The following is a 26,803-nucleotide window of genomic DNA, read 5'->3' as shown; positions in this document are numbered from 1 at the left end:
GGCCATTCTCCTGTTCAACGAGCTTAGCGGAAATCATCCCCTTCGCCGGGAACGGAGCAAAGACGAACACGCTGCATCCAGGCCCCAAGTTGGGGACTGGCGGTGATGCAGGCGAAGGGGACGGCCAGAAGCGAGCCCGCCAGAGTGGGTATCGCCCAAGGCAATGATCCTGGCGCGACCAGCCAAGTGGCCGAGCCAAAGAATAATCCCAGCAGGAATTGGGGCCAAAGGCCGCTGATCGCTTCACGCAATGTGACAGCACCGTCATCGCGTTGCTGCGCTTCCCATATAATGCGCTGTCCGAACAGCAATCCGAATATGAAGCGCGATTGTGCGACCATCATCACGGGGCCGATCATCACGGTAAAAACCGCGTCGGTCGCCGCACCGGCTAAAAGACGCATGCCGCCGCCCCAGCGCCGGCGGTCCTCGGTGCGCAACAGGATGTCGACGACGCCCAGCAAGCGCGGCGCGAAACCCAGGATCAGCATGCCAAAATAAAGTCCGAAGGCGAGGGCGTGCGGCACATGGCCATGCCGGCCGGACAGCCCATTGGCGATACCCACGGTCAGCATGATGATGGAGGCGGGCGCTCCCAGATACATCGCGATGGCGTTGCAAAGCTGGAAGCGTCCCATTGGACGAAAGCCGCGCTGGCCGATCAGGCGCAGATATTGCAGATTGCCTTGGCACCAGCGCAGGTCACGGCGGATGAAGTCCGGCAGCCGTGGGGGATTTTCTTCCCAACTCTCGAACTCATCCGCGGTAACGCGAACATCAAAGCCAGCGGCCCGCATCAGTGCGGCTTCCACCTGATCATGGCTCAGCATATGCCCAGCCAGCGGCAGTCCTTCGCGCAGCACCGGCAAAGCACAATGCGCAACAAAAGGGCGCAGGCGGATGATGGCGTTATGGCCCCAATAGGGGCCGCTTGACCCCTGCCACCAGGCGATGCCCGTTGTATGCGTTCGCATTCCATGACGCATGCCGAACTGAAAGATGCGTGCGAAGGGGCTGGTCGCAGGCCGCCCTGTTACGAGCGTTTGCAGAATGCCGAGATTGGGGTTTGCCTGCATCACCCGCACAAGCCGCAGGACGGCGGCGCCCGACATCAGGCTGTCTGCGTCAAGAACGATCATGAAATCGACTTGGTCGGAATATGCTATCGCGAAGTCACGAAGATTTCCGGCCTTGTATCCGATATTTGCGGAGCGGCGCCGGTAATGTAGGCTGGGGTCACTTGCGAAAGCAATCTCCTCTTCAGCGCAGATATCCGCTCTGGTACTGTCGCTTAATATGTGAAACTCGATTTGCCTGCCTTGATATAATGCGCCTAAGCTTCTGCGCATGGCTTTGACGCGCGCCAGAACGCCGGGCACGTTTTCATGGCGGATGCAAAAGCAGAGTGCCGTTCGCGCGGTGATGGCGGCTTGTAGATCCGTCCTCTTCAGCGCAGGATTGGTGTAGGACGCGGGATCATTGTGGAAGCGGAGAATGAAAAAGCCGATCACCGCATTCCAGAAGGCCAGTAAGGTCCAGGGCAGGGCGATGAGATAGAGCAGCATGATTGTCACCCCCGCCCAGGACCAGCCGGCGCTGCCGATGATCTGTGCCATCAGCGCTCCCAGGGCGATCCAGCTTGCGAGGTTCAGCAGCAGGACCAGGATGCGCCTTGGCCGGAGTTGGCGATCCTCGGTCATTGCCGGCATTGTCCGGTCGATAGAAATGATGCTCACCGAAATTCCCGCTATTGATCCGCCAAAGTGAGTGGAACACCCTTGACCCAAACTTTATTCACGCATGCGGCACGCGCGCTTTGGATAACCGGCCCAGCGCAATCAGAAATCCGCGCCGTGGATATCCCGCCGCGCCAGGATAATGCCGTGCTGGTGCGGGCGCTGCAAAGCGGCATCAGCCGGGGGACCGAAGCACTGGTCTTTGCCGGGCGGGTGCCGATGGGGGAATGGGCCCGCATGCGGTGTCCGTTTCAGGAAGGCGATTTTTCATTCCCGGTCAAATACGGCTACGCATCGGTCGGCGTGATTGACGATGGACCGGCCGATCGGCTTGGCCAGCGGGTCTTTTGCCTTCATCCGCACCAAACGCTTTTTACATTGCCGGACGAGGCCGCAATCCCGGTCCCCGATACGGTACCGACCTCGCGCGCTGTCCTCGCCGCCCAGATTGAGACGGCGTTGAACGCAAGCTGGGATTTGGCGCCACGGATTGGCGACCGCATCGCCGTTGTCGGTGCCGGCACAATCGGCTGCCTTGCCGCTTGGCTCTGTGCCTCTCTGCCTGGGACGGAGGTCACGCTGATCGACATCGACCCGGCGCGCGCATCGGTTGCGGAAGCCTTGGGGGTGGGTTTCGCAGAACCGCATGATGCGCCGCGCGACTGCGACGCGGTTATTCACGCGTCCGGCACCAGCGATGGCCTGACACTCGCTTTGTCGCTTGCCGGGTTCGAAGCCGAGATCATGGAATTGAGCTGGTATGGTGACGCCGCGGTGACGGTGCCACTGGGTGGCGTTTTTCATAGCCAACGCCTGTCCCTGCGGAGTTCCCAGGTCGGGGCCGTTGCTCCCTCGCGTCGCGCCCGCTGGAGCCACGCGCGCCGGCTGACGCTGGCGCTCTCGCTGGCCGCCGATCCCCGGCTGGACTGTCTTGTGCGGGAAGAGACCGCTTTCGATGCACTGCCTGCCGCTTTGCCCGGTCTGCTCGGCAGGCCGGGCGCTTTGTTCCACCGTGTTATCTATCAGCCGGAGTGATTGCCATGTTCGCTGTTGAAGTGCGTGACCATATCATGATCGCCCATAGCCTGCCCGGTGCGGTTTTCGGTCCGGCACAGGGGCTGCACGGCGCGACCTTCGTGGTCGATGTCGCCTTCTTTCGCCCGTCTTTGTCGCCGGACAATATCGTGGTCGATATCGGCCGCGCGCTCGACGCCTTGCGCGCAGCATTGAAGCCGCTGAACTACGCCAATCTCGACGAGGATCCCGCCTTGTCCGGTCAGGTCACGACGACGGAATTCCTCGCCTGGACGATCTTCAATCGCATGGCGGAGGCTCGGCGCGACGGCGCGCTCGGGCCTTACGCCGAGGGCATCACCCGCATGCGCGTCACCTTGAGCGAGTCCCATGTGGCAAAGGGCTGGTACGAGGCCGATCTTGACTGATCGTCTGCATCAGACGGTCGCTTTTGCCATTCCGGGTGACCTGGATACCCGCACCGGCGGCTATGGCTATGACCGGCGGCTGATCGCCGGCCTGCGTGACCACGGGGTTGTGGTCCGCCATCTCGCCTGGCCGGGCAGCTTTCCCTATCCCATGGCCGCGGATATGGCGGAGGTGGCGGCCTCGCTTGCGTCGCTGCCGGACGGTGAGGCTGTTATTGTCGATGGTCTGGCCTTCGGTGCCATGCCTGACTTAGCGGCGGCAGAGGGCCTACGCCTGCGCATTATTGCGCTTGTGCATCACCCGCTTGCGCTGGAACCGATGGCGCCTGCTGCGTTTGTCGATACGGAACGTGAGGCCCTGCGCCATGCGAGGGCCGTCATCGTCACCAGTGATACGACGGCCGATACCATGCGGACCGTCTATGGTGTCGGGCGGGAGAAGCTGATTGTGGCGCCGCCCGGTACCGATCGGGTTGCGCCTGCCGCGCGCCGTGGCGACCCCTCGCATATTCTGTCCCTGGGCAGCGTCACTCCGCGCAAAGGCCATGCCACGCTGGTCTCGGCCTTGTCCGCCGTTCGTGACCTGGACTGGCGCTGCACGATTGCGGGCAGCCTGGACCGGGCGCCGGAAACGGCTGACGCCCTGCGGGCCCAGATCGAGGCCTTGGCATTGCCGGCGCGGATTTCGCTTCTTGGGGAAGTTGACGATACCGGGCCGCTTTACGCGGATGCCGACCTTTTTGTGCTGGCGAGCCTGCATGAAGGATATGGCATGGTCTTCGCCGAGGCTTTGGCCCATGGACTGCCGGTTATCGGCACCAGGGCCGGCGCCATTCCCTCTGTCGTTCCGGATGCGGCGGGTGTGCTGGTGCCGCCTCAGGACGAGATCGCGCTTGCGGCCGCCTTGCGCCGGTTTCTGACGGATCCTGCCATTCGTGAAAAAGCGGCTGAGGCCAGCCTTCAGGCAGGCAATGCGCTGCCGCGATGGGAGACGACGGTCAGCACGGTCGCGGCGCTTTTGCGCCGCCTGGACTGAGCGTTCAGTCGAGATCGAAGTCGAACAGAACGTCTTCGCCCAGCCGGTGCGTCGTACAGGACGGACGCATGGCCTGATCCATATGGGCGATCTGTGGCAGGCAAAGGCCCGTCTGGCCGGAGCCGATTATGACCGGCGAGACACAGATATGAAGCCGGTTGAGGGCTTTGGCTGCCAGGAAAGCGGATACCGTATGGGCGCCCCCTTCGATCAGGATGCGTCTTAACCCTTTGGCCGCCAGCGCGGTGATGAGAGCCTGCGGGTCGATACGCCCGTTCGTACAGGGCAGCGTCAATCCCTCGATCCGCGCGGGCCGCGCCATGGCACGGCTCTGGACGGCGATGCAGGCGATACCGTCGTCTCGCAGCACGCAGGCATCGTGCGGCAGGCGGCCGTTGGGGTCGATAATGACGCGCACGGGGCTCGGCCCATCGACATGGCGGGTCGTCAGCTGTGGGTCGTCGGTGGTGACAGTGCCGACGCCGACGACGACCGCATCTGACAAGGCCCTAAGGCGATGCAGATGCGTGATGGCCTCAGGACCGCCGATGGTCCGCGAATGCCCGGTGGGCGTGGCGATGCGCCCGTCCAGCGACTGGCCAAGCTGCCCTAGAACGAAGGCGCCCCGCGCATCGGCCAGCGGCGCGTAGAGGGACGCGAGGCCCATGTCTGCCAGGTCATCCATGCGGTCCCACCTTTGCCAAGATTTGGCCCTCTCCGATAAGAATGACCACCGCGTTGCCACTGACCATGGAGCCCGAACCGCGCATCGTTAAGCCCCATGAACACCCCGCCGGCTGGATTATTCATGACATTGTCGGGGAAACTCGCCCTGATTATCGCTCAATAATGTGGACATGGGGGCATGCATCCGGAACATCATGCCATTTTGGAAACTTTACGATGATTCTGAATAAATCCCGCCCTGGTGTGTTTTCACGCCATGATCCATCTGGTCCATGACCGCCAACAGGGCGAAATGAGGCGAAGCGAGCCTTTGACAATCGCAAGCGACAGAGCCGGGCATGTGCGCGAGCACCTCGCGGCGCAGTTGGCGCGTCTCTGGCGCTATGCGCTCGTGTTGTCGGGCCGCCGGGACGTCGCCGAGGATCTGGTGCAGGCCACCTGCCTGCGCGCATTGGAGCGCGCCGAGCAATTCCAGCCCGGGACCAGGATTGACCATTGGCTTCTGACCATCCTGCATTCCATCTGGATGAATGAAGTGCGCTCGCGCCGTATTCGGATGGGGCGCGGTTTTGTCGATCCTGAAGTCGCCTTGACGACGGACGGGATCGCGACGGCGGAATCCCAGGTATTTGCCAATGAAATGGTGGCGCGGGTGCAAGCCTTGCCCGAGGCGCAGCGCGCGACCGTGTTCCTCGCCTATGTCGAGGAAATGACCTACCGGGAAACGGCGGATATTCTCGGCATCCCGATCGGCACGGTGATGAGCCGTCTTTCCGGCGCGCGGGCGACACTCGTCGCCGCGACCGGCGTGAAGGGGAAGTCATGATGTCGGGCACCCCAACGGATATGGAACTGGTCGCCTATATCGACGGCGAACTCAGCCAGGATGACCGGGTACGCGTGGAATTGGCCATGGCGGCTGATGAGGGGGTTGCTGTGCGGCTTGCGGCTCTGTCCGGTGCGACATTTGGTATCAGAAAGGCTTTCACGCCGCTTCTATCGGAAGCGCCTGTGGACAGGATGCTGGCGTCACTGGGCGACATTGCAACAAAGAGTGAGCAGACCCATGCGCGGACTGCAGGCAAGGCCACAACCTTCGGACGAAGAGGACTGATTGCCGCCGGCCTCGCGCTGGTGGTCTTGGGCGGTGTGGGGGACCATCTGGCTTTTGCACCCAGGCCTGCGCCTGACGCGACTGGATCGGGTCATTGGCGCGATATCGTCGCCAGCTATGTTCGTCTTTACACGCCGGAAACCTTCGCCAATGTCTCGGACGACATCGCACTGCAAACGCGGCAATTGCAGGCGGTCGGCAATGCTATGAGTCTGCGCCTGGACCCCCAAGCAATTGCATATGCGGGGTTGCAGTTCAAACAGGCCCAGCTTCTGCACTATGATCGCACACCGATCGCGGAACTGAATTACCTCGATCCACGCTATGGGCCGATGTCTCTCTGCATCATGCCGTCAACCGCCGCGCCATCCGCGCCAGAGGCCGAAACGCGGCGCGGTTTGAATGTGTCCTATTGGAATGACGGACATCGCGCTTTCATGGTCATCGGCCTGCAACCGCCATCCTATCTGGCCAAGGTGGCGCAGCGCTTCGGCACGACATTGGCTGCTTTTCCGGTTGGCCAGGACATTGGCAAAGGGGCCAAGTCACTATGACAAAACAAGACCCTACAGCGGTACCGCCCAGCTATGACCATGCTGTCATAGTTCTGCACTGGCTGACGGCGATTCTTGTCGTCACTCTGTTTGCTCTCGCGGAAATCTGGTCTTTCCTGCCGGACGGCCATCTCAGCGACGGAATGCAATCGGTGCATATTTCTCTGGGGATCTTGCTGGCTGCGGTTCTCGGTCTGCGCATACTCTGGCGCACGATATTTGCGAAACCGATCCCGCCTGCCACGACGGGCCTTCAGCATATGGCGGCAAAGGCGATGCATCTGGCGCTCTATGCTCTCCTCGTCTGCCAGGTCGTGCTGGGTTTCCTGTACTGCTGGGGCGGAGGGCCGGCCGTATTTTTCGGGCTATTCTCCATTCCCTCTCCGATCAAAATTGGCGCGGTCGCCAATAACTGGATCGGGTTTCTGCACTATTACAATGCCTGGCTTATTATCGGTCTGGCGGGGGGCCATGCTGTTATGGCCCTTCTGCATCATTATGTGCGGCGGGACCATGTGCTGTACCGGATGATCCCAATTGGAAGCGCGCGCTCCCCGAAATAGGCGGTTGTGCCGATAGGGGGCATTGGCTGAAGATCGCTGGCTACTTTAGGGTAGCGAGACACGGATGCCATCCAAGGCCGCCGACAAGGCTTGCTGCCGCGCAGCCCCGCAAAGGGGCCAGCGGCATAAAAGCCGTGGGGAAGGAACAGAGCTTGAGCGCGATTAACTATCTGACCCGCATAGAGTTCGGTGAAGGCGAGGCCAGCCGCCTGCCGCAACTTCTCAATGAACTCGGCGTTCGGAAACCTCTTATCGCGACCGATCGCGGCTTGGTGGCGACGGGCCTAGTGGCGCGTGTCACGGGCGGCATCACAGGGGCTGTCGTGTTTGACGGCACGCCCGCCAATCCCACCGAAGAGGCCGTGCTGGCGGCTTTCGCAATTTATAAGGATCACGGCTGCGACGGGATCGTCGGCCTGGGTGGTGGCTCTTCCATCGATCTGGCCAAGGCCGTCCGCCTATTGACGGGGCATCCGGCGCCGCTCGGCCAATATGCTGCCATCCACGGCGGCGCCAAGCGCATTCACGGCAATATCTGTCCCTTGATCGCAATACCGACGACATCCGGGACAGGGTCTGAAGTTGGCCGCGCGGCGGTCATCATCACCGCGGACGGCCAGAAGCTTGGTATTCTGTCGGGCTATAATCTGCCGAGCATCGCGCTCTGCGACCCGGAGCTGACCTATGGTCTGCCGCCGAGCCTGACGGCCGCCACGGGCATGGATGCGATTTCGCATTGCCTGGAAACCTTTATGGCGCCGGCCTTCAATCCGCCGGCCGAAGCGATCGCCCTTCACGGTCTTAATTGCGGTCTCGGTGCCATTGAAAAGGCGACGTCGGACGGACAGGACCGTGCCGCGCGGCGCGATATGATGGTCTGCGCGCTGGAAGGGGCCATGGCCTTTCAGAAAGGGCTCGGCGCGGTTCACGCGTTGACGCATCCGCTCGGCGCCATACGATCCCTCAACCTGCACCATGGCACCTTGAATGCGGTGCTGATGCCGGAGGTTCTGCGCTTCAACCGCGCGGCGATTGGCGCCAAGTGGTCGGTTCTCGCGCGCCTTATGGGCGGCGCGCCCGATGCAGTGATCGCGAGCCTCAATACGCGGCTTGGCCTGCCGACCGGTCTCGCCGCGATGGGGGTGACGGAAGCGATGATGGAAGCGATATCCCATGCAGCGCTGATCGATCACTGTCACGCCACGAATCCGCGCATTGCCAGCCAGGCGGATTACCTCAATATCCTGCGCAATTCGGGATAGCCACTTTCCACACGCCTAATCTCAACAAACAAAAAGAGGGAATGGCAATGCTCGACGCGCATCAGCATTTCTGGTCGGTCGCTCGCGATGACTATGGCTGGCTGACGCCTGACCTGCCGCTATTGTTCCGCAATTTCGGGCCGGAGGATTTGGCCCCCTTGATGGCCGCTGCCGGCATCACGGGCACAATCGCCGTCCAGGCTGCCGAGACGGAGGCGGAGACAGAGTTTCTGCTCGATATCGCGGACAGGACGGATTTCGTCCTCGGCGTGGTCGGCTGGCTGGATATGCTGGCGCCTGACTTCGCGGCGGCTTTGACGCGCTATGCCGCGCGGCCGAAATGGCTTGGGTTGCGGCCGATGCTGCAGGAGCATCCGCCCGCCGCGATCCTGGATCAGCGCTTTCAAACAGCGCTGGCAGAAGTCGCGCGTCGTGACATTCCTTTCGATATTCTGACGTTTCCACGCCATCTGCCGGCCATGCTGGATGCGCTCGCCAAAGCCCCGGATCTGCGCGGTGTGGTGGACCATTTGTCGAAGCCGGACATGACCCGGCCGGAATTGGGGGACTGGGCGGCGCAGATATCGGCCCTGGCCCGGCATCCCAGATTGATGTGCAAGATATCGGGCATGGTGACGGAAGCGGGGACCGATTGGTCTGCCGATCGCATCCGCCCCTTCCTGCGCCACGCCGCTCAGGCATTTGGCGCCGATCGCCTGATTTTTGGCAGCGACTGGCCGGTTTGCACGCTGGCCGCGAGCCATGCCGAGGTCGTCAATCTGGCAAAAAATCTGTTGGGAGAAGTATTCGCGGCAGAAGAGCTAGGAAAAATATTTGATGGAAATGCGAGGAAATTTTATAAATCAAATAAAACACAAAACCGCTCATGCAGAAGCGTTTTTATTGATCAGATACTGCTGGAAGTTCCCCCGGCATAGCGCCGTTGGGCCTCATTGGGCTCTAGGCGGGAAGGGCTACCCTAGCCGGATCAAGCCCGATACCCCTTGGCATTCAGGCCCCTTGATTCAAGGGAAATGGTGGAGGCGACCGGAGTCGAACCGACGACATCCTGCTTGCAAAGCAGGCGCTCTACCAACTGAGCTACGCCCCCGCGGCGCGAACCGAATGCCATAGGTGCGGCAGGAATGCAAAACCTAACAGCCCTGCATTTTCGGGAGGCTCCCCTTCTCCAGCCGGGTGGCGCGCGATGACAAGCCTTATGCCAGGCCATCTGGCGGCATCTGTGACGCCGCAGGCCGTGCATGACGCCCCGCATGCCGGCGGTTGGTTGGCATTCAGCGCCATGATCATACCGGCCTTGCCGAGCATCGCGGACGGGTAATGCGGATGCGGCCGGGTGAGGAAAATATCCCCGGCACAGGCATGGTCAAACCGTGGCGATCCTTATTCCGTTGCCACGACAACGGCGGTGATATTGTCGCGCGCTTTGTGACGCAACGCGGCTTCGATCAGCGTTCGCGCGGCATTGCCGCCCTGTTCAAGGCAGCGCTGGATCAGCGCCTCATCCAAGCTTTTGGTCAGGCCATCGGAACATAGCAGAAACCGATCATAGGGCATGACTTGCCCAACACGTTTGTCGAGCATGAGCTGGGTCGTGCCGGCCCCCACCGCCCGCGTGATGACATGGGCTTCGCGGTGCTGTTCCGCTTCCTGGGCATCGAGCGCGCCCGAATCGATCAGCTCCTGCACCACGCTATGATCATGCGTCAGCCGAATCAGCGCGCCGTCTCGCAGCAGATAGATGCGCGAATCGCCGGCCCACAGGCAGGCGAAGAAATGACGGTCGAGCAGCAGCGCAACCACGGTCGACGCCGTGCCGGAGCGGTCATCCCGGATATCGATTTCGTCGAGCAGACTGTCATGCAATTGGCCCAGTCTCTGCCGCAAGGCGGAAAGTCTTGCTGTGGGGCTGGCACGCGCGTCCAGTGCGGCGGCGCTCGATACGACCCGGGCAGCGGCCAAAGCCCCATCTCTATGCCCGCCTGCGCCGTCCGCTACAAGAAACAGACCGATGTCCGGGCGGCAGAGCAGCGCGTCCTGGTTTTCTCGCCGGATTGCGCCGGCATGCGTGGCAGCCGAGTGACGGATGTCGACGCTCAATCCCGCACCATGCGAATGAATTGCGCTGTGTCAGGCAGCGTTTCGCACTCAAAGGCTGTGGTGGCGATATGATCACCGCCCGCTGTCCACCATTGCCCGATCTCTGGCGCTGCGATCTCCGGTGCAGGCAGTCTGCACAGCCAGGCGAAAAGCATATCCGGTGTCGCATCATTCATCAGGGCGCGCCGGCAATCCGATTCCAGGGCCGCATGAAAAGCGCCTTCAGCCAGGCCATCATCGCGGCCGTTCCAGACAGCGGGAATCTCAGCCGCTGCGATCAAGGCGAAATGTCGGCCGATCCTGTCCATGCTGGGCAGGAGCAATCCACGAAGGGCCAGAGGACCACATTGTTTGGCTGGAAGATTGAAATGCCAGACCGGCGCGGCTGGCCAGGTGATGCTCCACGCCTCGGCCAATTCCGTGCGGCCGGCTACCAGTGAGCGGCTGACCCAGCTATCGAGCGCGGTGACGGTCACGGGCGAAAGACCGCGCGTTATGAAATCTCCCCGAGACGGCAGTTTTCCAAAAAAGCCGGGAAAGACCGCGCCGGCAGCGGCAAGGGGCGCGATGCGCTCCATCACTGCACCACAGGGCATTGGAAGCTTTGCAGCACATGCCAATAGAGTGGGGTGATGGCGCTATCCGTCTCGATTGCGAAATTGGCCTGCCTGTCGCCGAAATGGAAGGTCGCGAAATAATGGGTCGGTCCATTGCCGCGTTCCAGCCGGGCTGCACTGAACAGGCGAAAAATCGCCCATGGTCCTTGCACAGTCAAAGGCTGCGTCGGCAAAGGCGGCGTGAAGGTAAGGCTGTCATTTTCCAGGTCATCCTGCGGCCAGGTGATGCTGGCATCCTGCACGCTGCTCGCTTGCCAAGCGATGTTGGACTGGCCCAATGCCAGAACAACCTTCTTCGACTGAGGGTCGATCGAAACAGGCCTTATGGTGAAATGCATGGACGGTATGGGGGCGCCGCTCGGGAAATAGAGGTTGCGGATGACAGCCGCCTGCTGGAATGGGACGATCTGCGCATCTGTCACCGGGGCCGCGACACCGCCGACGCCTTGAACATGCCATGTGCTGCCGGAGGTATTCACATAAGGCGCCAACTGCGTCTTGAAATAGGAATCGAGAACGCCGCCTGGCGCGAAAAGCTTGGTAAAGCTGGAAATCGGCGTTTCGGAATGCGCCCTCGGGTTGAACGGATAATGTCCGTCAACCACAGCATGGCAAAGCTTCGACGGGCCATCCATGCTGACGAAGGCGGTGGCTACCGCCTGATGCGCGTCGCCAGCCAGCGTGCTTGCCCCGAAGTCAGAAATCTGATGCAGCCAATGGGCCACTGGCTGCGGCTGGCGGTCGGCCTCCGCCAGCAGAAGCTGCGCGGGATCCTGGCTGTTCTGCAAGACCCCCGATGGGCTGGAGGCATTGGGCAGTTGCGCCAATTCGCTCTGCAATTGGTTGAGCAGATGGAAGATGCCGGCAATCGGTGCGGCCTGGCCTGTCGGCCCCGTGAAATCCACCAGCGGCCTATAATAGTCGTCAATCTCCTGACCCGGCAAAACGGTGGGGGTTGCGGCGGCGGCGGGCGTGAATATGCCGCTCAATTGGCTGGTTTGCGGGTCGCTTTTGGCTGTTTTCGCACCATTGCCTTGTGCGGCCGCCTGAGCGGCCGCGTGGGCGGGCTGCAATTGCTGCGTTATCGAGACGAGCAGATCGCGCATCGGCGATTGCGGCGAGGCCATGACATAGAGCTTTTGAACCGTATCCATATGGTCGCGGAACGGTGCCAGGCCGATGTCATTCAGCAGGACGTCCCAACGCTGCTCGTAATCCTTGGCGTAGAGCGCGATGACCTGCCTTTCGATGGCTTGCACGTTCTGTGCGTCGGTGGGTGAGGCCGTTGCATCGGTTTGCGGCCCCAAAACCCAGCTTTCGTCGGAAATCTGCTTGGCCGTTGGGGCAAGCGCGGGAAGCAGCACTTCCCGGAAGCCGCGCGCCGTGAAGAAGCCGGGAATGCTGTCTGTCAACGGCCGGCCGGATGTGCGCACAAACAGGCTTTCCGCGTCCGTACTGCCAAGCGCTGTGGCCGGACTCCAGGCGATCACATCGGCCGGCGACGAGGTGGGGCGGATCCGGCTGTAAGCGCGCTCGGCCGGCGTCATGCGGCTGAAGGCGCTGCGTGCCATGCGGACCAAGCCGCCGTCGAGCGGAACATTGGGCAGGGGCGAGGCAAGCAGGGCGGTCAGGTGCCGCGACAACGCATCCCGCACCGGCTGCATGGCAGGGCCAGGGTAGCGCATGGACCAGTCAAGCTGCATCCAATCCGCTACGAGGTTGGTGTCCAGCGGGCCATCATTGCCAAGCATGAGATAGACGCGGGTGGCTTCGTACAGAAACACCGGCTGGTCCAGGTGGCTGCGCATCTGGCTTTCCAGGCGCCAGATCAATCGCGGCAACAGAACCTGTTGCAGGGCATGCTGATAAGCGAGGCGGCCGGCCTCCGTCACCTTGCTACCCTGGCCGAGGCCAAGAAAACCGCCAATGCCGGAAGTTTTCGCGTCGGCTGGCTGTGGCAGCGCGGCCGCGGCCTCAAGAACCGGCAGGATAAGCGGCAGGTTATCGTCATTGACCGGATCGAGCGGCACACTCGCCAGGGTCTGACGATAGGTATCAAGTGCCAATTGGTTGCGCGCAATCGCTGCGCTATTGGCGCTTTCGTTCCGCCACAGGAGCAGGCAGACGGCAAGCGTGGCGATACCGACGGCCGAAAAGCCGGCCAGACGCCGCACGCGCCGGCGCCGGGCCGCCGCCGGATCGAAAGAGACAAGCAAAGCCTCGCCCAGAATAACCTCGCGCAGAGTGCGGCCGATGAAATAGGCGCGGCCGACCACCGGGCGCAGATCAGGCGCGCGCTTCTGGTCCACTTCGAAAGTGCGGGCCAGCATGCCCGTCAGCCGGTCGATCGGCGTGCCTTCCTGGGTGCCAGATGTCAGATAGACGCCCCGCAAGAGCGGCGCCGGGTCCAGCCGTGTGTCGCCGAAGGCTGCCTGCAAAAACTCCGAGAGGGGCGCTTCAAGGCTCGCAATCTGGAGCGGAAAGCTTGCGATTGCCACACGCCGATCTGGGCTGCGCTCAGCCTGTAGCCGCTCGAACAGACGGGAGTTCAACCGGTCGATCAAAAGATCGAATTCCGATTTGAAGGCTTCTACACCTTGCGCCAATGGAAAGGTCATTCCCCAGACCTGCTGGCGCGCCTGCTGGTCGAGATCGTCGAAGAATTCGGTGAAGCCGGCGATGCGATCCGCCTTGCTGAAGACGGCATAGACCGGCAGCCTGGTCTTCAGACGGTCTGAGACTTCCTTGATGCGAGTACGAATTGCGAGGGCATGGCTCATACGCTCGGCTGCAGGGATTGTGCCCACATCAGCCAGCGAGATGACCACCAGAATGCCGTTCAGCGGCTGGCGCGGGCGGGTGCGGCGCAGCAGATCCAGGAAAGCCAGCCAGCCCGCACGATCAACCGAGCGATCGGAATCCTGCGTGGTGTAGCGGCCGGCGGTATCGATCAGCACCGCCTCGTCGGCAAACCACCAGTCACAGAGCCGCGTGCCGCCAACGCCGGCGATGGAGCCAGGAGCCATGCCGCCGGTGCCATCGGGCTGGGCAAGCGGGAACTGAAGACCGCATTGCGTCAGGGCCGTGGTTTTGCCGGCGCCCGGCGGGCCGATCATCAAGAACCAGGGCTGCTCATAAAGATAGCCCCGGCGGCCTTTGGCTTTGCGAAGGAGTGCGAGGGATTGCCGCAGGCGCTCCTTCAGCTTTGCCGTCTCTTCGGTGATCTCAGCGCGGTGCGCGCCATGCCGGCCGTCGGCCGGCGGCCCTTCGGGCGCGGCCTCCAGAATTCCGGCGGCCAAAGCGCGGTCTCGCTGTCGGCGACGCCAGGTCAATACGCCATTCACGGCGGCCCATACGAGGACGAAAACCGCGATCAATCCAGCGCGCGCCAGAGGATCACGCAAGGCCGGCATCAGCGGGCCCAGATACCAGACGAGAGCGCTCGCAATCGCAAGTCCAGCGAAGCTTGTTGTCCAGCGTCCAACCAGCATTGCCAGAAGCCCGTCAAGATTGCTCATGGTTTGGCTCCCGGCGGATGCATCACGACCTCGATGCGGCGGTTGTTTGCGCGGCCATCCGGCGTGGCATTGGAGGCGATGGGATCCGCATCCGCCCGTCCCTCGGCCGAGATCGGGCTTTGAGGTCCGGCTGCGGCACCGATCAGGCTGGCGGCAGCTTCCGCTCTGGCGGAAGAGAGCTGGAAATTCGAGGGGAACTGAATGGTGTGGATCGGCTGATTATCCGTATAGCCCAGCACCTGCACGGGGCCAGGCCGCGAGGCAAGGGCCGCGCCGATGCGCTGGAGCAAAGCCTGGAATTGCGGCTCGACGGTCGCGCTGCCCGAGGCGAACATGCCGCGATTGTTGATGCGCACGACAGGTACTGCATCGGTGCCGACGACGCTGACAAGCCCTTGTTTGACTTCCGGGGCCAGGAAGCCGCGCAACAGGCTGATGGCACTTGTCGGCGGTGGCGGCACGGTGGGGACCGGCGCCGGCGGCAATGCGCGTTTGATCTCCGGCATATGGCCAGGCGGCAGGGTAAGGCCGGCCGCGAACAGACGGTCTGACTGGCCGGAAAGGCCGAAAACCGCCCAGGCATAGACGAGACCGATCAACCCCAGGCCAATGATCCCGCCGACCCAAAGCGGCAGTACAAATCGCCGGCGTTGGTAAGGGGCCGCGATACCTTGCCAATGGGGCGAGAGGGCGGGCTCGGTCGGTGCGTGGTTGCGCTTGATAAGGACATAGGTTTCCTCGCGTACGCGATCAAGCTCAGCCGGGCCGCGCGGTGAGAGGCGATAGCGCCCCTTCATGCCGAGCGACATGCAGAGATACATCAATTCCAGCACATGAAGGAATTGGCCGGGGTTTTGCCGCAGCTGCGCCAGCAGATCGAAAAACCGCTCGCCCGAACGGACTTCGTGATGAAAGGTCGAGACGAGCGATGCGTCGGCCCAGGCCCCACGGCTTCCCCATGGTGTTGCCTGAACAACATCGTCGAGGCTCGCACACAGTGCATAATGTGCCGGTCGAAGTTGCTCCATCGGCAGGTTCTGACGGCGAAGCGCCTGCTCGAAGCGCCGCAGTTCCTGAACGGCGTGCTCGCGCAACAGGCGCGGATCCGGGACGGAAAACGCATTGCGCAGCCGTCCGAGCAGACTGAGGCAACCGGAGGCGGCCGAAATAACAGGAGAGCCCACGCTCGGCGGCAGATCTGCAAAGCGCATTCCGGATTCTAGCGTCGGCGTCTCGGCTGCCGGAGACAGGCGCTGCACCTCGGCGGCTGGCAGCAGATCAACCAGGGGCTGCGGCTGTGCAAATCTTCCGCCCGGGATGGGGCGGATGATTGTGCTCTCATTGTCATCGGCCTCGGCAAATGGATTGTCGGTCATGGCCGAGGTCAGCTCCGTATTGCCCAAAGTTCGATCATGAGACCGGGATAGTCACCCGAGACGTGGACCGCGAAACCGCCGGAAGCCTGCATCTGCTGCCAGTGGGGCGAATTGCGGTCGAGTTCAAAATAGGATGCGCCTGCATAAAAAGGCATTTGCCGTGGCGCGACCGGCAAGGCGCGTAGCGCGATGCCGGGCAGCGCGACATTGACGAGTTCGCGGATATGCTCGACCGCGCCGATCTTGGCTGTTGCCGGGAATAGCCGGCGCAGGGATTCGGTCGGCATTTCGGCCTGCACCGCGAGTACGAAATTCGCCGATGTCAGCAAGGTGCGATCTGTGATGGCGCCAACGCGCACGCCATGGCGGCGCTCCTGCAAAGGAATCATGACGGCGGTCTGTTCAAGGACTGCCGAGAGCGAACGGCGTATATCCGAAACAACAGGCGTGAAGGAGCGTTGCAGGTCTTCGTGACGATAGGCTGCGTAACTGCCAGGCCGGCGCTTGGGATCTGTGAAGGTCGCAAGCTCACCCGCCATCTGTAGCAACGTGCGGTAGAGATCTTCGGGATGAAGGTTGCCGGCATCAGCGTAATGCGCCATGACGACCTGCCAGCCATTGACGGCCTGCAGCAGAAGAAAATCTGCGATTTCCGCACTGCCCTTATGGCCGGGAGCCGTCAGGCGGGCTGCGACGGCTTCGCCGCGCTGGTTCAGCATGCCCGCAAGTTCGACGCAAAGCGCGGAAAGCGGCGATACGGCGGAGCAGACCAAAGCCGGTGCTATCCAGCGCGGGTCTAGCACGACGCGACGGTCGGGCATCACTTCCACGATGCGCGCCAGTGGCAGGCAGAGATAGCCCTCGCGATCGTCAGTCTCAAGCATATAGCGAAGATGCAAGCGTCCGACTTGCAATTCTGCGGGCTGTGGTGATCCGGACTGCGTGTCATAGGCCTCAAATGTCCGGGCGCGGTAGCGTCCCTCATCGCGCGCCATCGTCGCCACTTCCTGGACCCCCGCCTGGGCGATCGGCAAGGCGAGATAGAGTAATATGTTGCGCGCTGTTTCCGGAACATCGAGCGGTGGCGGAAGGTCGGTGTCGCCAGGAACAGCGAAGAGTGTGCCGTCTTCGAACAATCCCACGGCGGATTCGATTGCAAAACGCCCTGCGTTGAGCAGATCACGCGCAATCGCGAGTGAGCTTACACCCCAAGGATGGGCACGCAGGCATGTGATGCTGGCGCGCAGCTGCGTTTCCACCCATCGATCCTGCTGCTGAAAATGCTGGGCTCTGAGGAACATGCCCTCCTGCCAGGCGACACGATTGGTCCAGGTCACGGCATGTCTCCGGGGTAGCGCTGCGGGCTAAAATCAACCAAGTCGCGATGCCTTCTCGCGACCTTCGCCGTCCTGGCTGGCCTGGGCTTCCGCCATCGACCGCTCATACGACCGCGCGAAGGCCTTGCCGAAGATGCTGTCGAAATCATCGGTCAGTGCGACCAGTATATCCTGGTGATGAGTCTCAAACCTTGCCCAGGCGCGGGCTTTGCGCAGAGCCGCTATGGCGCCGGGCCGCCTGCCGCCGCTGGCCTCCATCAGCCGCTGCGGATCATATTGGGCCAAAAGATCCCTGACCGCGTCGCGCATGGCGGTCATCATCGCAACTTCGTGCAGACGCGTGTCGAGCAGCGCATCGGCGACAGCGGCCTCGGGTGTCAGGTCACTGCGGCGGCCGATATTGAGCAGAGCGGCCAAGGCATCTTCGTCGTCGGCCGAAAATTTCAGTGGGTTGTTGCCGCTCGCACGTATCATGGTCTGCTCGATGCGAAACTCACCTTTGATTGAGGCACGCGCAATCATGATCCGCCTCAAGCCGTGGACCAGGGCACGAAAGGCGGCACCGAGTTCCTGCAACGTGTCGATTGCACCATTGGTGAGGCTGGTGCCGGGCGGCAAGGTAATGCCCGCGCCGCGCAGGAAGGCGGCCATCGCGACATCGGCGTCGGCGTTCGCCTCCGGCACGGCTGGCAGGGTCTCCTGCTGTTCCGTGTGATCCGCTGTGTCACTCTGCTTCGGGATGTCTGCTTGCACAGGCGGCGGGATGTCCGCCAGCCCATTATCCTCATCCCAATCACCTGGCAGCAGGTCGGCGGTGCTGGCTGGCGCGCGATAGGCAACATCCAGAAAGCCGGAATCCTGCATCACCGGATCAGACCCGAATTCCGACTCTCGCGCGGCCAGGGGATCATAGTGCTCGGCCAGGCTTGGTGAGGCGCCAACCGTCAGGTTGAGGGGATCGGGTAGTAGCGGGGCAAAGGGATCTCCGGGAAGCCGCTCATCGGCAAAAGCCACAGCGTCTGCCGGCCGGCTTTGCGGCAGCATGACTGGCGCGAAGGCAATCTCAGCATTCTGGAGTGACACCTCAATCTCATAGGAACCCAGCAGGATCCTATCACCGTCACGCAGGCCACGAGGCTTGCCGCGAATGGGCTCGATCTCATGATTGAGGTAGCAGCCATTGGTGCTGGTATCGACGATCTGCCAATTGTGGGCGCCAAGACTGATGACGCAATGCCGTTTGGACAGGAAGCGATCGGGGTCGGGAAGAACCCAGTCATTGCGCACGTCTCGCCCGATGGAAAACGCGCCATTGGCAATATGGCGCGCTTCCGGTGGCACACCGTCTGGGCAGCGCAGAATTGTCAGTGTCAGCATCATCTAAGTCTCACCAGCCGCAGGCAGATGCCCGGCGCCACCAGCCGCGATATCGCGCGCGCTGGCGAGGAAGTGCCGCTGTCGCGCTATTCGTCGATCTGGAGAACCCCGGTAACTGGCGAGACGCACAGCCTGCTCAACATTTTGGGCCAGCCGTGCCAAAGCCTTATCTGGCTGTATGGACAATCTTTGCTCAGCAGCGGCCCAGAAAACGGCGAGTGCCGCCAGCGCTTCAGCAGATTGAAACTGCGCCTGCCGCGCAGCGGCATAGGCACGCCGACGAGAGCTATTGTCCGGCCGCCTTACCCAGGCCTCCGCCGCCTTACTGGCTGCAATATCGGCCAATGGCCGATGCGGCATAGGCGCTGTATGGGCCGCGCATCGGCAAGCCCACCAGACGGCCTCTCGCGCGGGCAAGGCGTGCGCGGCGATGCATATGGCGGCGTCGAGGAGATCCGCCTGTTCAAGCCTGTCGATAAGCAGAAGCGAGGACGGATGGCCGTCCAATAACGGCGATGTTTCGGCAATGCCCAGATTCGATTTTATCCACGCAAAAGACATGGGCCGAAACTTGGTCGGCAAGGGAGCATCTGCGCTGCCGGCATGCGCCGCAGAAAAAGTAGTTGGGGTAGTGGCTAGGGCGGGCATTATGTCGCCTCCGTAGCCGCTGTGACCGTCGCATCAATCTCGGCGCTCTCGATGGCCACTTCCTCGGGATTGGGGATGACCGTGACAGTTGAGAAAATATCCGGCGCATCCATCAGGATCATACCCGCCGCCGTGGTGGAGACGATCCCCTCCGACTGTAGGCTGATCATCGGAGAGGTCATGGATAGCGCGGCGTCGGCGACGACACCGATCGCGATGCCATTGATCTTGATGCCCGCAGGGGTCATGCTGATAACGTTCTCACCAACCTTAAGCGTCAGGGCGACTGCCGCCTCTATCGTGACTTCGCCAGTCTTGCTGGTCAGGCTGTGATTGCGTGTGACCGTGACGGTTTCATCCTGTTCCACAACAACCGTGCGATCCCGCCCGACTGTCAGGCTTTGATCCTGCTCGACTTCGGTCGTCATCTGCTTTTGCGCATGCAGATAAAACAGTTCCTCGCCTTTGCGGTCGTCGAAAGACAGTTCCGAGAAATCCTGCGTTGTGCCGTTCAATGTGGAGCGGCTGCGAAAGCCTTGCTTCGTCTGCTCCTCTGGAATGGCGAAGACAGGCCGCATGTTCTGATTATAGAAGGAGCCGACGACGACCGGCTTGTCAGGGTCGCCGTCCATGAATGACACTGCGACTTCTCCGCCGACGCGGGGCAGGTGCTGCCATCCCCAGGTGTTGCCGGACCAGGGCTGCATGACCCGCACCCAGGTTGCCATGCTGGCCACCGTGTCCTTGCGCCGATCGAACAACAGGCGAACCTTGATGCGGCCAAGCGCGTCGGCATGAATCTCTTCGCCGTCGTTGCCGAGCACGATTGCTGAGAAGATACCGGCCATAACCGGACGCGTATTGCGTGCAGGCTCGCGCCAGGATGTGCTTTGCAGGAAGGCCGTAAAACTATTCTCGTAATGCGGCTTTTGGCCGCCGCCAATCCATGTCTCATCGACCGCGTCATGCGTCACGGACCGGATAGCATAGTCGACGCCTTCGGCTTCCGTGAAAGGGTCTTTGGCCAATGTGAAGCGAAAGCCTGGGCAAAATTCCTGATCGAAACCATGGCCACGGCGAAGCGACGACGTGGCCTCCGATGATTCGATGCCGAAGCGTGCGCGGTCCGCCGCTGTCTGATTGTCGAGCGTGAGGGCTGGCCAATTGAAGACCTTGCGCGTCGATGAGCCTGCGGTGGCGGATGTGGCCGTCTGCTGCCCGTAGACGGGTGCAGAAGGGCGGGTTGGGTCATAGTCCTGAAGCAACACCTCGCCATAGGCCGTTGCCTGGCTCTCGTGCCATTCGTCAAAAACATCGACATTATTGCCCGCGTGGATCACCCAATGCGGAGGATTGGACACTGTTTTGAAAGACTGGTTGCGGTCCGTAATGACCAGCGTGTGCGTCGACTTGGTATGTTCGAAGGTGTAGAACCAGCCGCTTTCGCGCATCAGTCGCTCTGCGAAGTCAAGATCGGTTTCGTTGTATTGCGTCGTATATTCACGGACTGGTTTTGAGCCGTAAATACGAAATTCCACTGGGCTGACGTTATGCTCACTAAATATGGTCTGCAGTATTTCCTCAACCGTCTTGTTCTGAAAAATGCGGCAGTCCTCGGTTTGACTCAGAAACCAGAGGCGCGGACGAATATCCAGCCGATACATCCATCGCGACCGTAATGCCAGACCGACCGCGCTCATGCTTTGCACGATGCCATTGAAGTAGCGGTCAGAATGAGGGGTTTTCCGAATGGTCAGGCCGACGGATTGATAGACCAGTTCGCTGGGGCTGATGGCGCGCTCGGTTGACACGACGGTCAGTGTCAGTTCGAAGGGACGGCTAATATCTTCCTGAGCATGGAGCGCGACACCATGCAGCGTGCTCTGCTGGATCGGCAAGGTATCGTCGCCGAGTGGCGATGTCAGCATCAGAAGGGGTTGAAGCTGTCCGCCGGACATGATCAATCCTCTTTCCGTTGCAGTCGATAGAAGCGTGGCGGAGCCAGGACAGTGCCAGGCGTCAAGCCTAGCCAGCGTGACACAGGGGCGATGATTGCAGCCAAAAGACCATTGGCACCGGTCAGGTAGCGGCGTCGCTTTTGTGGCACGGACGCGGCGAGGCGTTTCGAGACAATGGGCTCAACGTCCTGAGTATCGTCTTGTCCAAGAGGAATGCTAAAACATTCCTCGAATGGTGCGAATTCACTGAGATCGAAAGCCGAGGCTATATCGCCTTGATAAGCAGCCGATTGCAGAGCTTGGATGAATTGAGCGGTATCCTGGAAACGGCTTTCCGGCTTCTTTGCCAATGCCGTGTCGACGATTGCGCAGATCTCGGCCGGCAGATCAGGGCGTAGCGTACTCAGTGCATGATGCGGTTGGTTGATAAGCTTGAAGATCGTGTCGGTATAGGCAAGGCCCTGGAATGGCCGCTCGCCGGTCAGAAGTTCATACAGGACGGCACCAAGCGAAAAAAAGTCGCTCCGCGAGTCAATGGAATGACCCAGGCATTGTTCGGGTGACATATAGCTTGGCGTCCCGATCATGAGTGGGGCGCTGGGAAGCCTGGTATCGTCCCAGCGCGAGACGCCGAAATCGGTGATCTTCAGCTGCCCTTCGCGCGTCAACAGAATATTATCTGGCTTGATATCGCAATGCGTGATGCCCTGGCTATGCACCACTGCAAGCGCTTCCAGAATTTGAAAGGCAATCCTGGCCGCTGTCTGCGGCGCGACAGAATAACCTTTAGGCGCTGCCCGGCTTAGGGGAACACCGTCGACATATTCCAGAACGAGATAGGGCGCGTCGTGATCAAATCCGAATTCATGAACGCCGGCGATATTGTCGTGCCGGCAGAGTGCTGCAAATTTTGCCTCGTCGTTGAAGCGGGCCAGATATTGATCGCGCTCCGGTCCGGCGAAAAGATCGTCGCGAATGACCTTGATGGCGATGACCCGACCGATATGCGGATCCCGCGCCTTGTACACCACGCCCATGGCGCCACGGCCCAGCAGCGACAGTATCTCGAAGCGACCGATGGCATCTGGCGGGCGGGCGTTCATGTCAATGAGCCTGCTGCTCGAGGAAATCTGCCTCAAACACGGCATCACTTGCATCTGCCGCACGCGGCCCATGACAGGGCAGCCAGCTGTCCCAGCCTAGCCGAACGGCCGGCGCGCCACGCAATTCCAGGGGCGGCACCGCCGAACGTGACAAAATCGGATTGATGGCGAAAGTCGTTTCAAAGCCGAGGAAGGCTCGCACGAGCGCGACGAGACGGGTCAGTAGTTGACGGCCCGGGAGCAAAGCCTGAAACCCTGCCAAGGATAGCGGGCCGATATGTATGACGATGCGAGACTGCACATCCCAGACGCGCGCACCCGCCGCCGCGTCGACGCCGAGCTGATTAAAGCTGGCAGGTGCCTCGCCATTCGGCAAAGCCACCGGCAGGGCGGAGCCTTCCTCCTTCCGCATCGGCAGCCAAATGCCCGCGAATTGCTCGATCTCCACGGGCTGGCTCAACCAATCGGTCAGAATGACCTTCAGCCGTTCAGCGGAGCGCGGATGTGTCGCGAAATGCCCGGCGAAATAGGCAAGCGTCGCCGGGTCAAAACCCAGGCGCGGCAGCAGCTCTGGTGCGGCGTAGCCGCAGAGTGCCATCAGCACTGTGCGAACGGGATCGCGCTTTTCGGGTGTCTTGTTAAAGGCAGCGACAGCGGACACGCGATGGGGGCGATATTTAATGCCAGCTTGTGCAAAAAGCCCGACAGGACGCTGCGCAAGGAGATCAAAAAAGGCTGCCAAGGCAGCGGATCGCTTTCGTTGTTCCGCGATGACCATATCCGAATAGGGACCAGGCAACACGCCTGACGGCCCTGTCAGGCCGATAGGTGACACGGTCGCTTCAAATTGACCTTGCCGCAGCTGGACGGCCAAAATCTCGGATGCCGGGAAGGCAAGCCCGACCGGCGCGCGAAAGCGCACGGCGCGTCCCGGGTCGGATTCACCCGTTGCCTGCATGAGAAGGAAAATGGCAGCATCGAAGGAAAAATGCTGAGGGTCGCGGAGAAGGCGGGTCAGCAGGCTCGGTCTATGCGGCAGAGCATATAAGGCGCGTCTTTCGGATGGCGCATCGCTTTGCGTCAGCGTCAGATCCTGCACTGACTCTACGGCGGCAGGCTGATCGGGCAGGGACAGTGCCAGCACGGCTGTCATAACAACACGCGTGCGCCGGCGCGGGGCGGGAAGCGCGCCACGGTCCCCGGGCGGCCCTGCAAAACGACGGTCGTTCTGACAAAGGAATTGACAGTGGCATGCAGCGCCAGAAACCGCTCCAGAACGCTCGTCAGAAGGTAGAGGCCAGACGACTGCCAAATCTTGGCATCGAAAACAAGCTCCACATCAAGCCCGCGGCAAAAGGCCCCCGGCCGCGCACCCGGAATCCGGGCGGTGGCACTTTGCGCATTGACCGCAACAAGTCCATTGATGGCCGCGCGCGTCTCGGCTGTATCATGGGGATCATAGAGGCCCAGCAACGCGCGCAAGGTTTGAGCCGCGTCTGCTCCACCCACGACGGACAGGTGACTGAGCGAGAGATGGGAAATCAAACCCCAGGCGCGGCCGTCGCCAAGCGGCCGGCGCAGTGACGCGGTCGGTGCCGTCAGGCAGGCAAGGCCAGCCACGGAGCTGAGCCCCTCCGCCAGATGGAGGTTTGGTTGGCCACTGCCGAAAGGGAGGCGTGCCGGCAGATTGCGATTGCTGCAAGTGGCCTCGATCGACAGCATTGTGTCTGCGGGCCGATCGACAGAAAGGGCGGGATCCATAGGCGCGAGAAAGACATCTGTCCCGCCGATCGCCGCGGACGCGTCACGACGCACGACATTATAGGCTCCTGCGACCGATGCCTCCTCATTCTCGCTGCCATGGTCGTGTGGGGCATGGCGATAGAAAGGACGCCAGGGCCGCGATGATCCGTCGCCGCGCAGTTCGCGAACGCGATCGATGCTCCAGATCTCCAGGCTCCGTGCGCGGCGGTAATCGGCCGTGACAGCATATTCAACCCGCTCATGCGTCAGGGCCAGCGGCTCGCAGCGTCGCGCGAAGAGATTAACGAGCGGCACGCAGCCGAGAGCCAGCGCGTCGGTTCGCAAGGCGCGTTCCAGCTCAGGCGCTGCGCAGTCAAGGTAGACGAAGACATCCATCTGGCTGTGTGCATGCACCATGGTGCGGGCATCGAGACCGACCAGATCGATGAACAGGAACTTCTCAGGCAAAGCGAAATATTCGGTGAGAAGCCGGAAGCCCGAGAAGGATTGCGGCGACCACGGATAAAGCGCGCTGTCATCAGCGAGGCCAGCAGGCTGGATGGCAGATGGCGGCAGCAGGGTGGGGCTGTCATCATTGGGCCCAACGGCCAGGGCGACGCCAAGGGCATGGCCGCATATCAACTCGTAGAGCTGCAGGCTTTGCTCAATCGGGCCGCGCAGATAGAGCCTTAAGCTGTCCACTTCGAGGTCGGCGAAAGTTGTTTCGGGCTGAAGCGTTGTCAGGGTAAAGCGCAATGTTGAACGGGCGCCGCGCGCCTGCGCATTGACCGGAGCCGCCAGGGGCAGGCCGGTGAGCCTTGCGCCACCGACCTTGATCGGCCAAAGCACTACATCGGCCGTTGTTGTGAAACGACAGGCTTCGCCTTCGATCGGATCGGTTTCGATGGCTGTGCCGCGTGGCACCGTGACAGGCACGCGCAAATCAGGCTGGCACGTAAGACAGGCGATCATGGCCGAAGGCACGGGCGCCAGGTAATGCGGATATAGAATGCCGAGAAGCGCATCCGTCAGTTCAGGAAATTCGTCATCCAGACGGCGGTGCACGCGCCCTGCCAGAAAGGCAACTCCTTCCAGCATGCGGGCGACATGGGGGTCGTCAACCGAGTCCTGGCCGATGCGCAGCTTCCCGGCTGCCTTTGGATTGGCCTCACCGAATTCGGTTGCGAGTTCACGCAGTGCCGCGAGTTCCCGGTCATAATAGGGAAGGAGAGCGTCGCTCATCGTCAGACGCCGTTCCGCAGCTGCAGGGCCATGTCGGCTGTCGTAACGTCGATGACCGTATCGAATGCAATGCGTGCCACGATGGGTTCCACCCGCAGCAAGGCCTCGATACGCAGGCGCAGGAAAGACCGCAGCCTGTCCGGCTCATCCGCAAGATGAACGATGACCTGTGTCAAGCGCGGCTCCATGCGCCGGATCGTGGTCTCAACATCCTGCCGCAGCAATTCACGAGGTTCCGGTTGATTGAGCGCACCCGACGTGAAGTCCGGCAGTCCATAGGCGAAGCCAGACAAGCGCAACTGGTGAAGATGCGCCGGCGCTTTGCGCCAAGGGCGATGGGCGTTGAGAAGCGCCTCCAGATCGCGGCGAACGGCATCCCGCAGGCGGTCCAGTCCGTCGGCATCCGGGTCAAGGTCATCGTCACCCAGCAGCCGGTCCAGCACCGAGGCTCGAGCGATTTGCGACGCAGTCCGCTTCCCCGCAATGTCGAGGCGCCTCAAGCTTGCGTCCTCACGCGAAGATCAATGTGCCGAGGTCTTGAAGCGCAACGCCTTCGTCGCCGATCAGCAGAACGCGTTGCCCTTGTCCCCGCACCAAATCGTGCCCAACCCAGTCCGTCTTCCGGCCTGCCGACAACAGCCCGTCACTATGTTGGTCTGCCGCCGGCGGCATATAGAGTGCCGGAACATAGACATCCCCTTCCGGGCCATTGGCGATGGATATGCTACACCTTTGCCAGAAAAGATCCCTCAGGCGTTCCGCTTTGTAAAAGACGGCTTCTTCGATTCGCTCGAAGGGTAACCAGAAATATCGGCCAGTCACGGTCAGCACTTCCAGAAATCCTGCGCAAATATCGTCGGTGTCACGGATATCGGCGAATGGGATATCGCCATGGCGACCCGGAACCGCCGGCCTGGCCGCCTCTGCCTCTCGCGCGATACCCGCTGCTGCAAGCGTATCGTCCGAGAGTGATGTGACAAGCGCCTTGAATGACAGGTGCAGAGAGGCGGTTGGATCCCCAAGAAATTCCGGAAGCCGTGCTTCCCGCCAAGTCTGCTGGCGCGATGTCTCCGCCCGAAGCAATTGCCGAAATGGCGCGATGCCTGGCGCTAAAGATATGTCGAGCGATTCCATCGCCGCCAGAGTGGCGTCTGCCTGCTCGAATGCCTGCGCGAAGAGCAGAAGCTCTGCCAGCAACAGTTGTCTACCGGTGTCGGCGGGTGCTTCATGCGTGGCGGCAGACGCCGCATCTATGGCCGCCTGGAGGTGGCCGGCACGGAACAGCGATACGATCGGTGACACCGGGTGATCCTGATTTCCTTCGGCGGTGATCGTATGACCCGTCACTTTGACCTCATTCATTGGCGAC

The 26,803-nt window shown here is 61.6% G+C and carries 24 protein-coding genes and 1 tRNA gene; 9 read left to right on the top strand and 16 right to left on the bottom strand.

Annotated features, from left to right (window positions below):
- Positions 1-23 precede the first annotated feature (23 nt).
- Positions 24-1,736 carry a glucans biosynthesis glucosyltransferase MdoH gene (gene mdoH, locus ASILVAE211_RS17595; RefSeq protein WP_227322660.1) on the bottom strand — a complete coding sequence of 571 codons (1,713 nt, stop codon included), beginning with the start codon at positions 1,734-1,736 and terminating at the stop codon, positions 24-26.
- A 42-nt stretch (positions 1,737-1,778) separates the two neighbouring features.
- Here mdoH and ASILVAE211_RS17590 point away from each other — a divergent pair, with 42 nt between their 5' ends.
- The 3 genes from ASILVAE211_RS17590 to ASILVAE211_RS17580 are packed head-to-tail and all read left to right on the top strand — an operon-like array spanning position 1,779 to position 4,214.
- Positions 1,779-2,771, top strand: a complete 993-nt coding sequence (locus ASILVAE211_RS17590) for a zinc-dependent alcohol dehydrogenase (protein WP_227322659.1) — start codon at positions 1,779-1,781, stop codon at positions 2,769-2,771.
- A gap of 5 nt (positions 2,772-2,776) precedes the next feature.
- Positions 2,777-3,178 (top strand): 6-pyruvoyl trahydropterin synthase family protein, encoded by a 402-nt coding sequence (locus ASILVAE211_RS17585; protein WP_227322658.1) that lies wholly within the window; start codon positions 2,777-2,779, stop codon positions 3,176-3,178.
- Complete coding sequence (locus tag ASILVAE211_RS17580; RefSeq protein WP_227322657.1) at positions 3,171-4,214, top strand: glycosyltransferase family 4 protein; 1,044 nt, start codon at positions 3,171-3,173, stop codon at positions 4,212-4,214. Before ASILVAE211_RS17585 ends, ASILVAE211_RS17580 begins: the two co-directional genes overlap by 8 nt.
- 4 nt (positions 4,215-4,218) lie before the next feature.
- Here ASILVAE211_RS17580 and ASILVAE211_RS17575 read toward each other — a convergent pair whose 3' ends face one another.
- Complete coding sequence (locus ASILVAE211_RS17575) at positions 4,219-4,899, bottom strand: RibD family protein (RefSeq protein WP_227322656.1); 681 nt, start codon at positions 4,897-4,899, stop codon at positions 4,219-4,221.
- Between the two features lie 342 nt (positions 4,900-5,241).
- Between ASILVAE211_RS17575 and ASILVAE211_RS17570 the strand changes: the two genes are divergently transcribed.
- From ASILVAE211_RS17570 to ASILVAE211_RS17550, 5 genes are all read left to right on the top strand, one after another.
- Positions 5,242-5,727: an RNA polymerase sigma factor gene (locus ASILVAE211_RS17570; protein WP_227322655.1), complete on the top strand. Its 486-nt coding sequence runs from the start codon at positions 5,242-5,244 to the stop codon at positions 5,725-5,727.
- Entirely contained in the window at positions 5,727-6,569 is an 843-nt protein-coding gene (locus tag ASILVAE211_RS17565; protein ID WP_227322654.1) for an anti-sigma factor family protein, read from the top strand. Before ASILVAE211_RS17570 ends, ASILVAE211_RS17565 begins: the two co-directional genes overlap by 1 nt.
- Positions 6,566-7,132, top strand: coding sequence for a cytochrome b (locus ASILVAE211_RS17560; protein ID WP_227322653.1), 567 nt, complete (start codon positions 6,566-6,568; stop codon positions 7,130-7,132). Before ASILVAE211_RS17565 ends, ASILVAE211_RS17560 begins: the two co-directional genes overlap by 4 nt.
- 152 nt (positions 7,133-7,284) lie before the next feature.
- The gene (locus tag ASILVAE211_RS17555; protein ID WP_227322652.1) at positions 7,285-8,394 is read left to right on the top strand and encodes an iron-containing alcohol dehydrogenase; all 1,110 of its coding nucleotides are present in this window, start codon (positions 7,285-7,287) and stop codon (positions 8,392-8,394) included.
- A gap of 41 nt (positions 8,395-8,435) precedes the next feature.
- Positions 8,436-9,332 carry an amidohydrolase family protein gene (locus ASILVAE211_RS17550; protein ID WP_319799592.1) on the top strand — a complete coding sequence of 299 codons (897 nt, stop codon included), beginning with the start codon at positions 8,436-8,438 and terminating at the stop codon, positions 9,330-9,332.
- 97 nt (positions 9,333-9,429) lie between these two features.
- Here ASILVAE211_RS17550 and ASILVAE211_RS17545 read toward each other — a convergent pair.
- Positions 9,430-9,505 (bottom strand) — tRNA-Ala (locus ASILVAE211_RS17545).
- A 96-nt stretch (positions 9,506-9,601) separates the two neighbouring features.
- Between ASILVAE211_RS17545 and ASILVAE211_RS26060 the strand changes: the two genes are divergently transcribed.
- Positions 9,602-9,736 (top strand): hypothetical protein, encoded by a 135-nt coding sequence (locus ASILVAE211_RS26060; RefSeq protein ID WP_264478941.1) that lies wholly within the window; start codon positions 9,602-9,604, stop codon positions 9,734-9,736.
- Between the two features lie 62 nt (positions 9,737-9,798).
- On the opposite strand, the gene ASILVAE211_RS17540 is transcribed toward ASILVAE211_RS26060, so the two are convergent.
- The 13 genes from ASILVAE211_RS17540 to ASILVAE211_RS17480 all read right to left on the bottom strand — a co-directional run bounded on the left by ASILVAE211_RS17540 (position 9,799) and on the right by ASILVAE211_RS17480 (position 26,796).
- The gene (locus ASILVAE211_RS17540; RefSeq protein ID WP_227322651.1) at positions 9,799-10,515 is read right to left on the bottom strand and encodes a PP2C family protein-serine/threonine phosphatase; all 717 of its coding nucleotides are present in this window, start codon (positions 10,513-10,515) and stop codon (positions 9,799-9,801) included.
- Positions 10,512-11,093, bottom strand: coding sequence for a type VI secretion system-associated protein TagF (tagF, locus tag ASILVAE211_RS17535; RefSeq protein ID WP_227322650.1), 582 nt, complete (start codon positions 11,091-11,093; stop codon positions 10,512-10,514). The genes ASILVAE211_RS17540 and tagF overlap by 4 nt, the downstream gene beginning before the upstream one ends.
- On the bottom strand, positions 11,093-14,650 hold the full coding sequence (gene tssM / locus ASILVAE211_RS17530) for a type VI secretion system membrane subunit TssM (RefSeq protein WP_227322649.1): 3,558 nt from the start codon (positions 14,648-14,650) through the stop codon (positions 11,093-11,095). Before tssM ends, tagF begins: the two co-directional genes overlap by 1 nt.
- Positions 14,647-16,026: a type VI secretion system protein TssL, long form gene (gene tssL, locus ASILVAE211_RS17525; protein WP_227322648.1), complete on the bottom strand. Its 1,380-nt coding sequence runs from the start codon at positions 16,024-16,026 to the stop codon at positions 14,647-14,649. The genes tssM and tssL overlap by 4 nt, the downstream gene beginning before the upstream one ends.
- A gap of 8 nt (positions 16,027-16,034) precedes the next feature.
- Positions 16,035-17,363 carry a type VI secretion system baseplate subunit TssK gene (tssK, locus tag ASILVAE211_RS17520; protein WP_227322647.1) on the bottom strand — a complete coding sequence of 443 codons (1,329 nt, stop codon included), beginning with the start codon at positions 17,361-17,363 and terminating at the stop codon, positions 16,035-16,037.
- A 33-nt stretch (positions 17,364-17,396) separates the two neighbouring features.
- A complete protein-coding gene (gene tagH, locus ASILVAE211_RS17515) occupies positions 17,397-18,743 on the bottom strand; it encodes a type VI secretion system-associated FHA domain protein TagH (RefSeq protein WP_227322646.1) in 1,347 nt (448 codons plus the stop codon).
- Entirely contained in the window at positions 18,744-19,301 is a 558-nt protein-coding gene (locus tag ASILVAE211_RS26490) for a DUF6931 family protein (RefSeq protein ID WP_406566078.1), read from the bottom strand. It abuts the gene before it with no gap.
- 86 nt (positions 19,302-19,387) lie between these two features.
- On the bottom strand, positions 19,388-21,346 hold the full coding sequence (locus tag ASILVAE211_RS17505) for a type VI secretion system Vgr family protein (RefSeq protein ID WP_227322644.1): 1,959 nt from the start codon (positions 21,344-21,346) through the stop codon (positions 19,388-19,390).
- Positions 21,347-21,348: 2 nt separating this feature from the next.
- Positions 21,349-22,449 carry a serine/threonine-protein kinase gene (locus ASILVAE211_RS17500; RefSeq protein WP_227322643.1) on the bottom strand — a complete coding sequence of 367 codons (1,101 nt, stop codon included), beginning with the start codon at positions 22,447-22,449 and terminating at the stop codon, positions 21,349-21,351.
- A 1-nt stretch (position 22,450) separates the two neighbouring features.
- A complete protein-coding gene (gene tssG / locus ASILVAE211_RS17495) occupies positions 22,451-23,602 on the bottom strand; it encodes a type VI secretion system baseplate subunit TssG (RefSeq protein WP_227322642.1) in 1,152 nt (383 codons plus the stop codon).
- Entirely contained in the window at positions 23,599-25,434 is a 1,836-nt protein-coding gene (tssF, locus tag ASILVAE211_RS17490; RefSeq protein ID WP_227322641.1) for a type VI secretion system baseplate subunit TssF, read from the bottom strand. The genes tssG and tssF overlap by 4 nt, the downstream gene beginning before the upstream one ends.
- Before the next feature lie 2 nt (positions 25,435-25,436).
- On the bottom strand, positions 25,437-25,934 hold the full coding sequence (gene tssE, locus ASILVAE211_RS17485; protein ID WP_227322640.1) for a type VI secretion system baseplate subunit TssE: 498 nt from the start codon (positions 25,932-25,934) through the stop codon (positions 25,437-25,439).
- A 10-nt stretch (positions 25,935-25,944) separates the two neighbouring features.
- A complete protein-coding gene (locus ASILVAE211_RS17480; RefSeq protein WP_227322639.1) occupies positions 25,945-26,796 on the bottom strand; it encodes a type VI secretion system accessory protein TagJ in 852 nt (283 codons plus the stop codon).
- Positions 26,797-26,803: the final 7 nt, after the last annotated feature.

Source organism: Acidisoma silvae (assembly GCF_020618775.1).
Classification (GTDB): domain Bacteria; phylum Pseudomonadota; class Alphaproteobacteria; order Acetobacterales; family Acetobacteraceae; genus Acidisoma; species Acidisoma silvae.
This window is presented reverse-complemented; position numbering and strand designations above follow the sequence as displayed.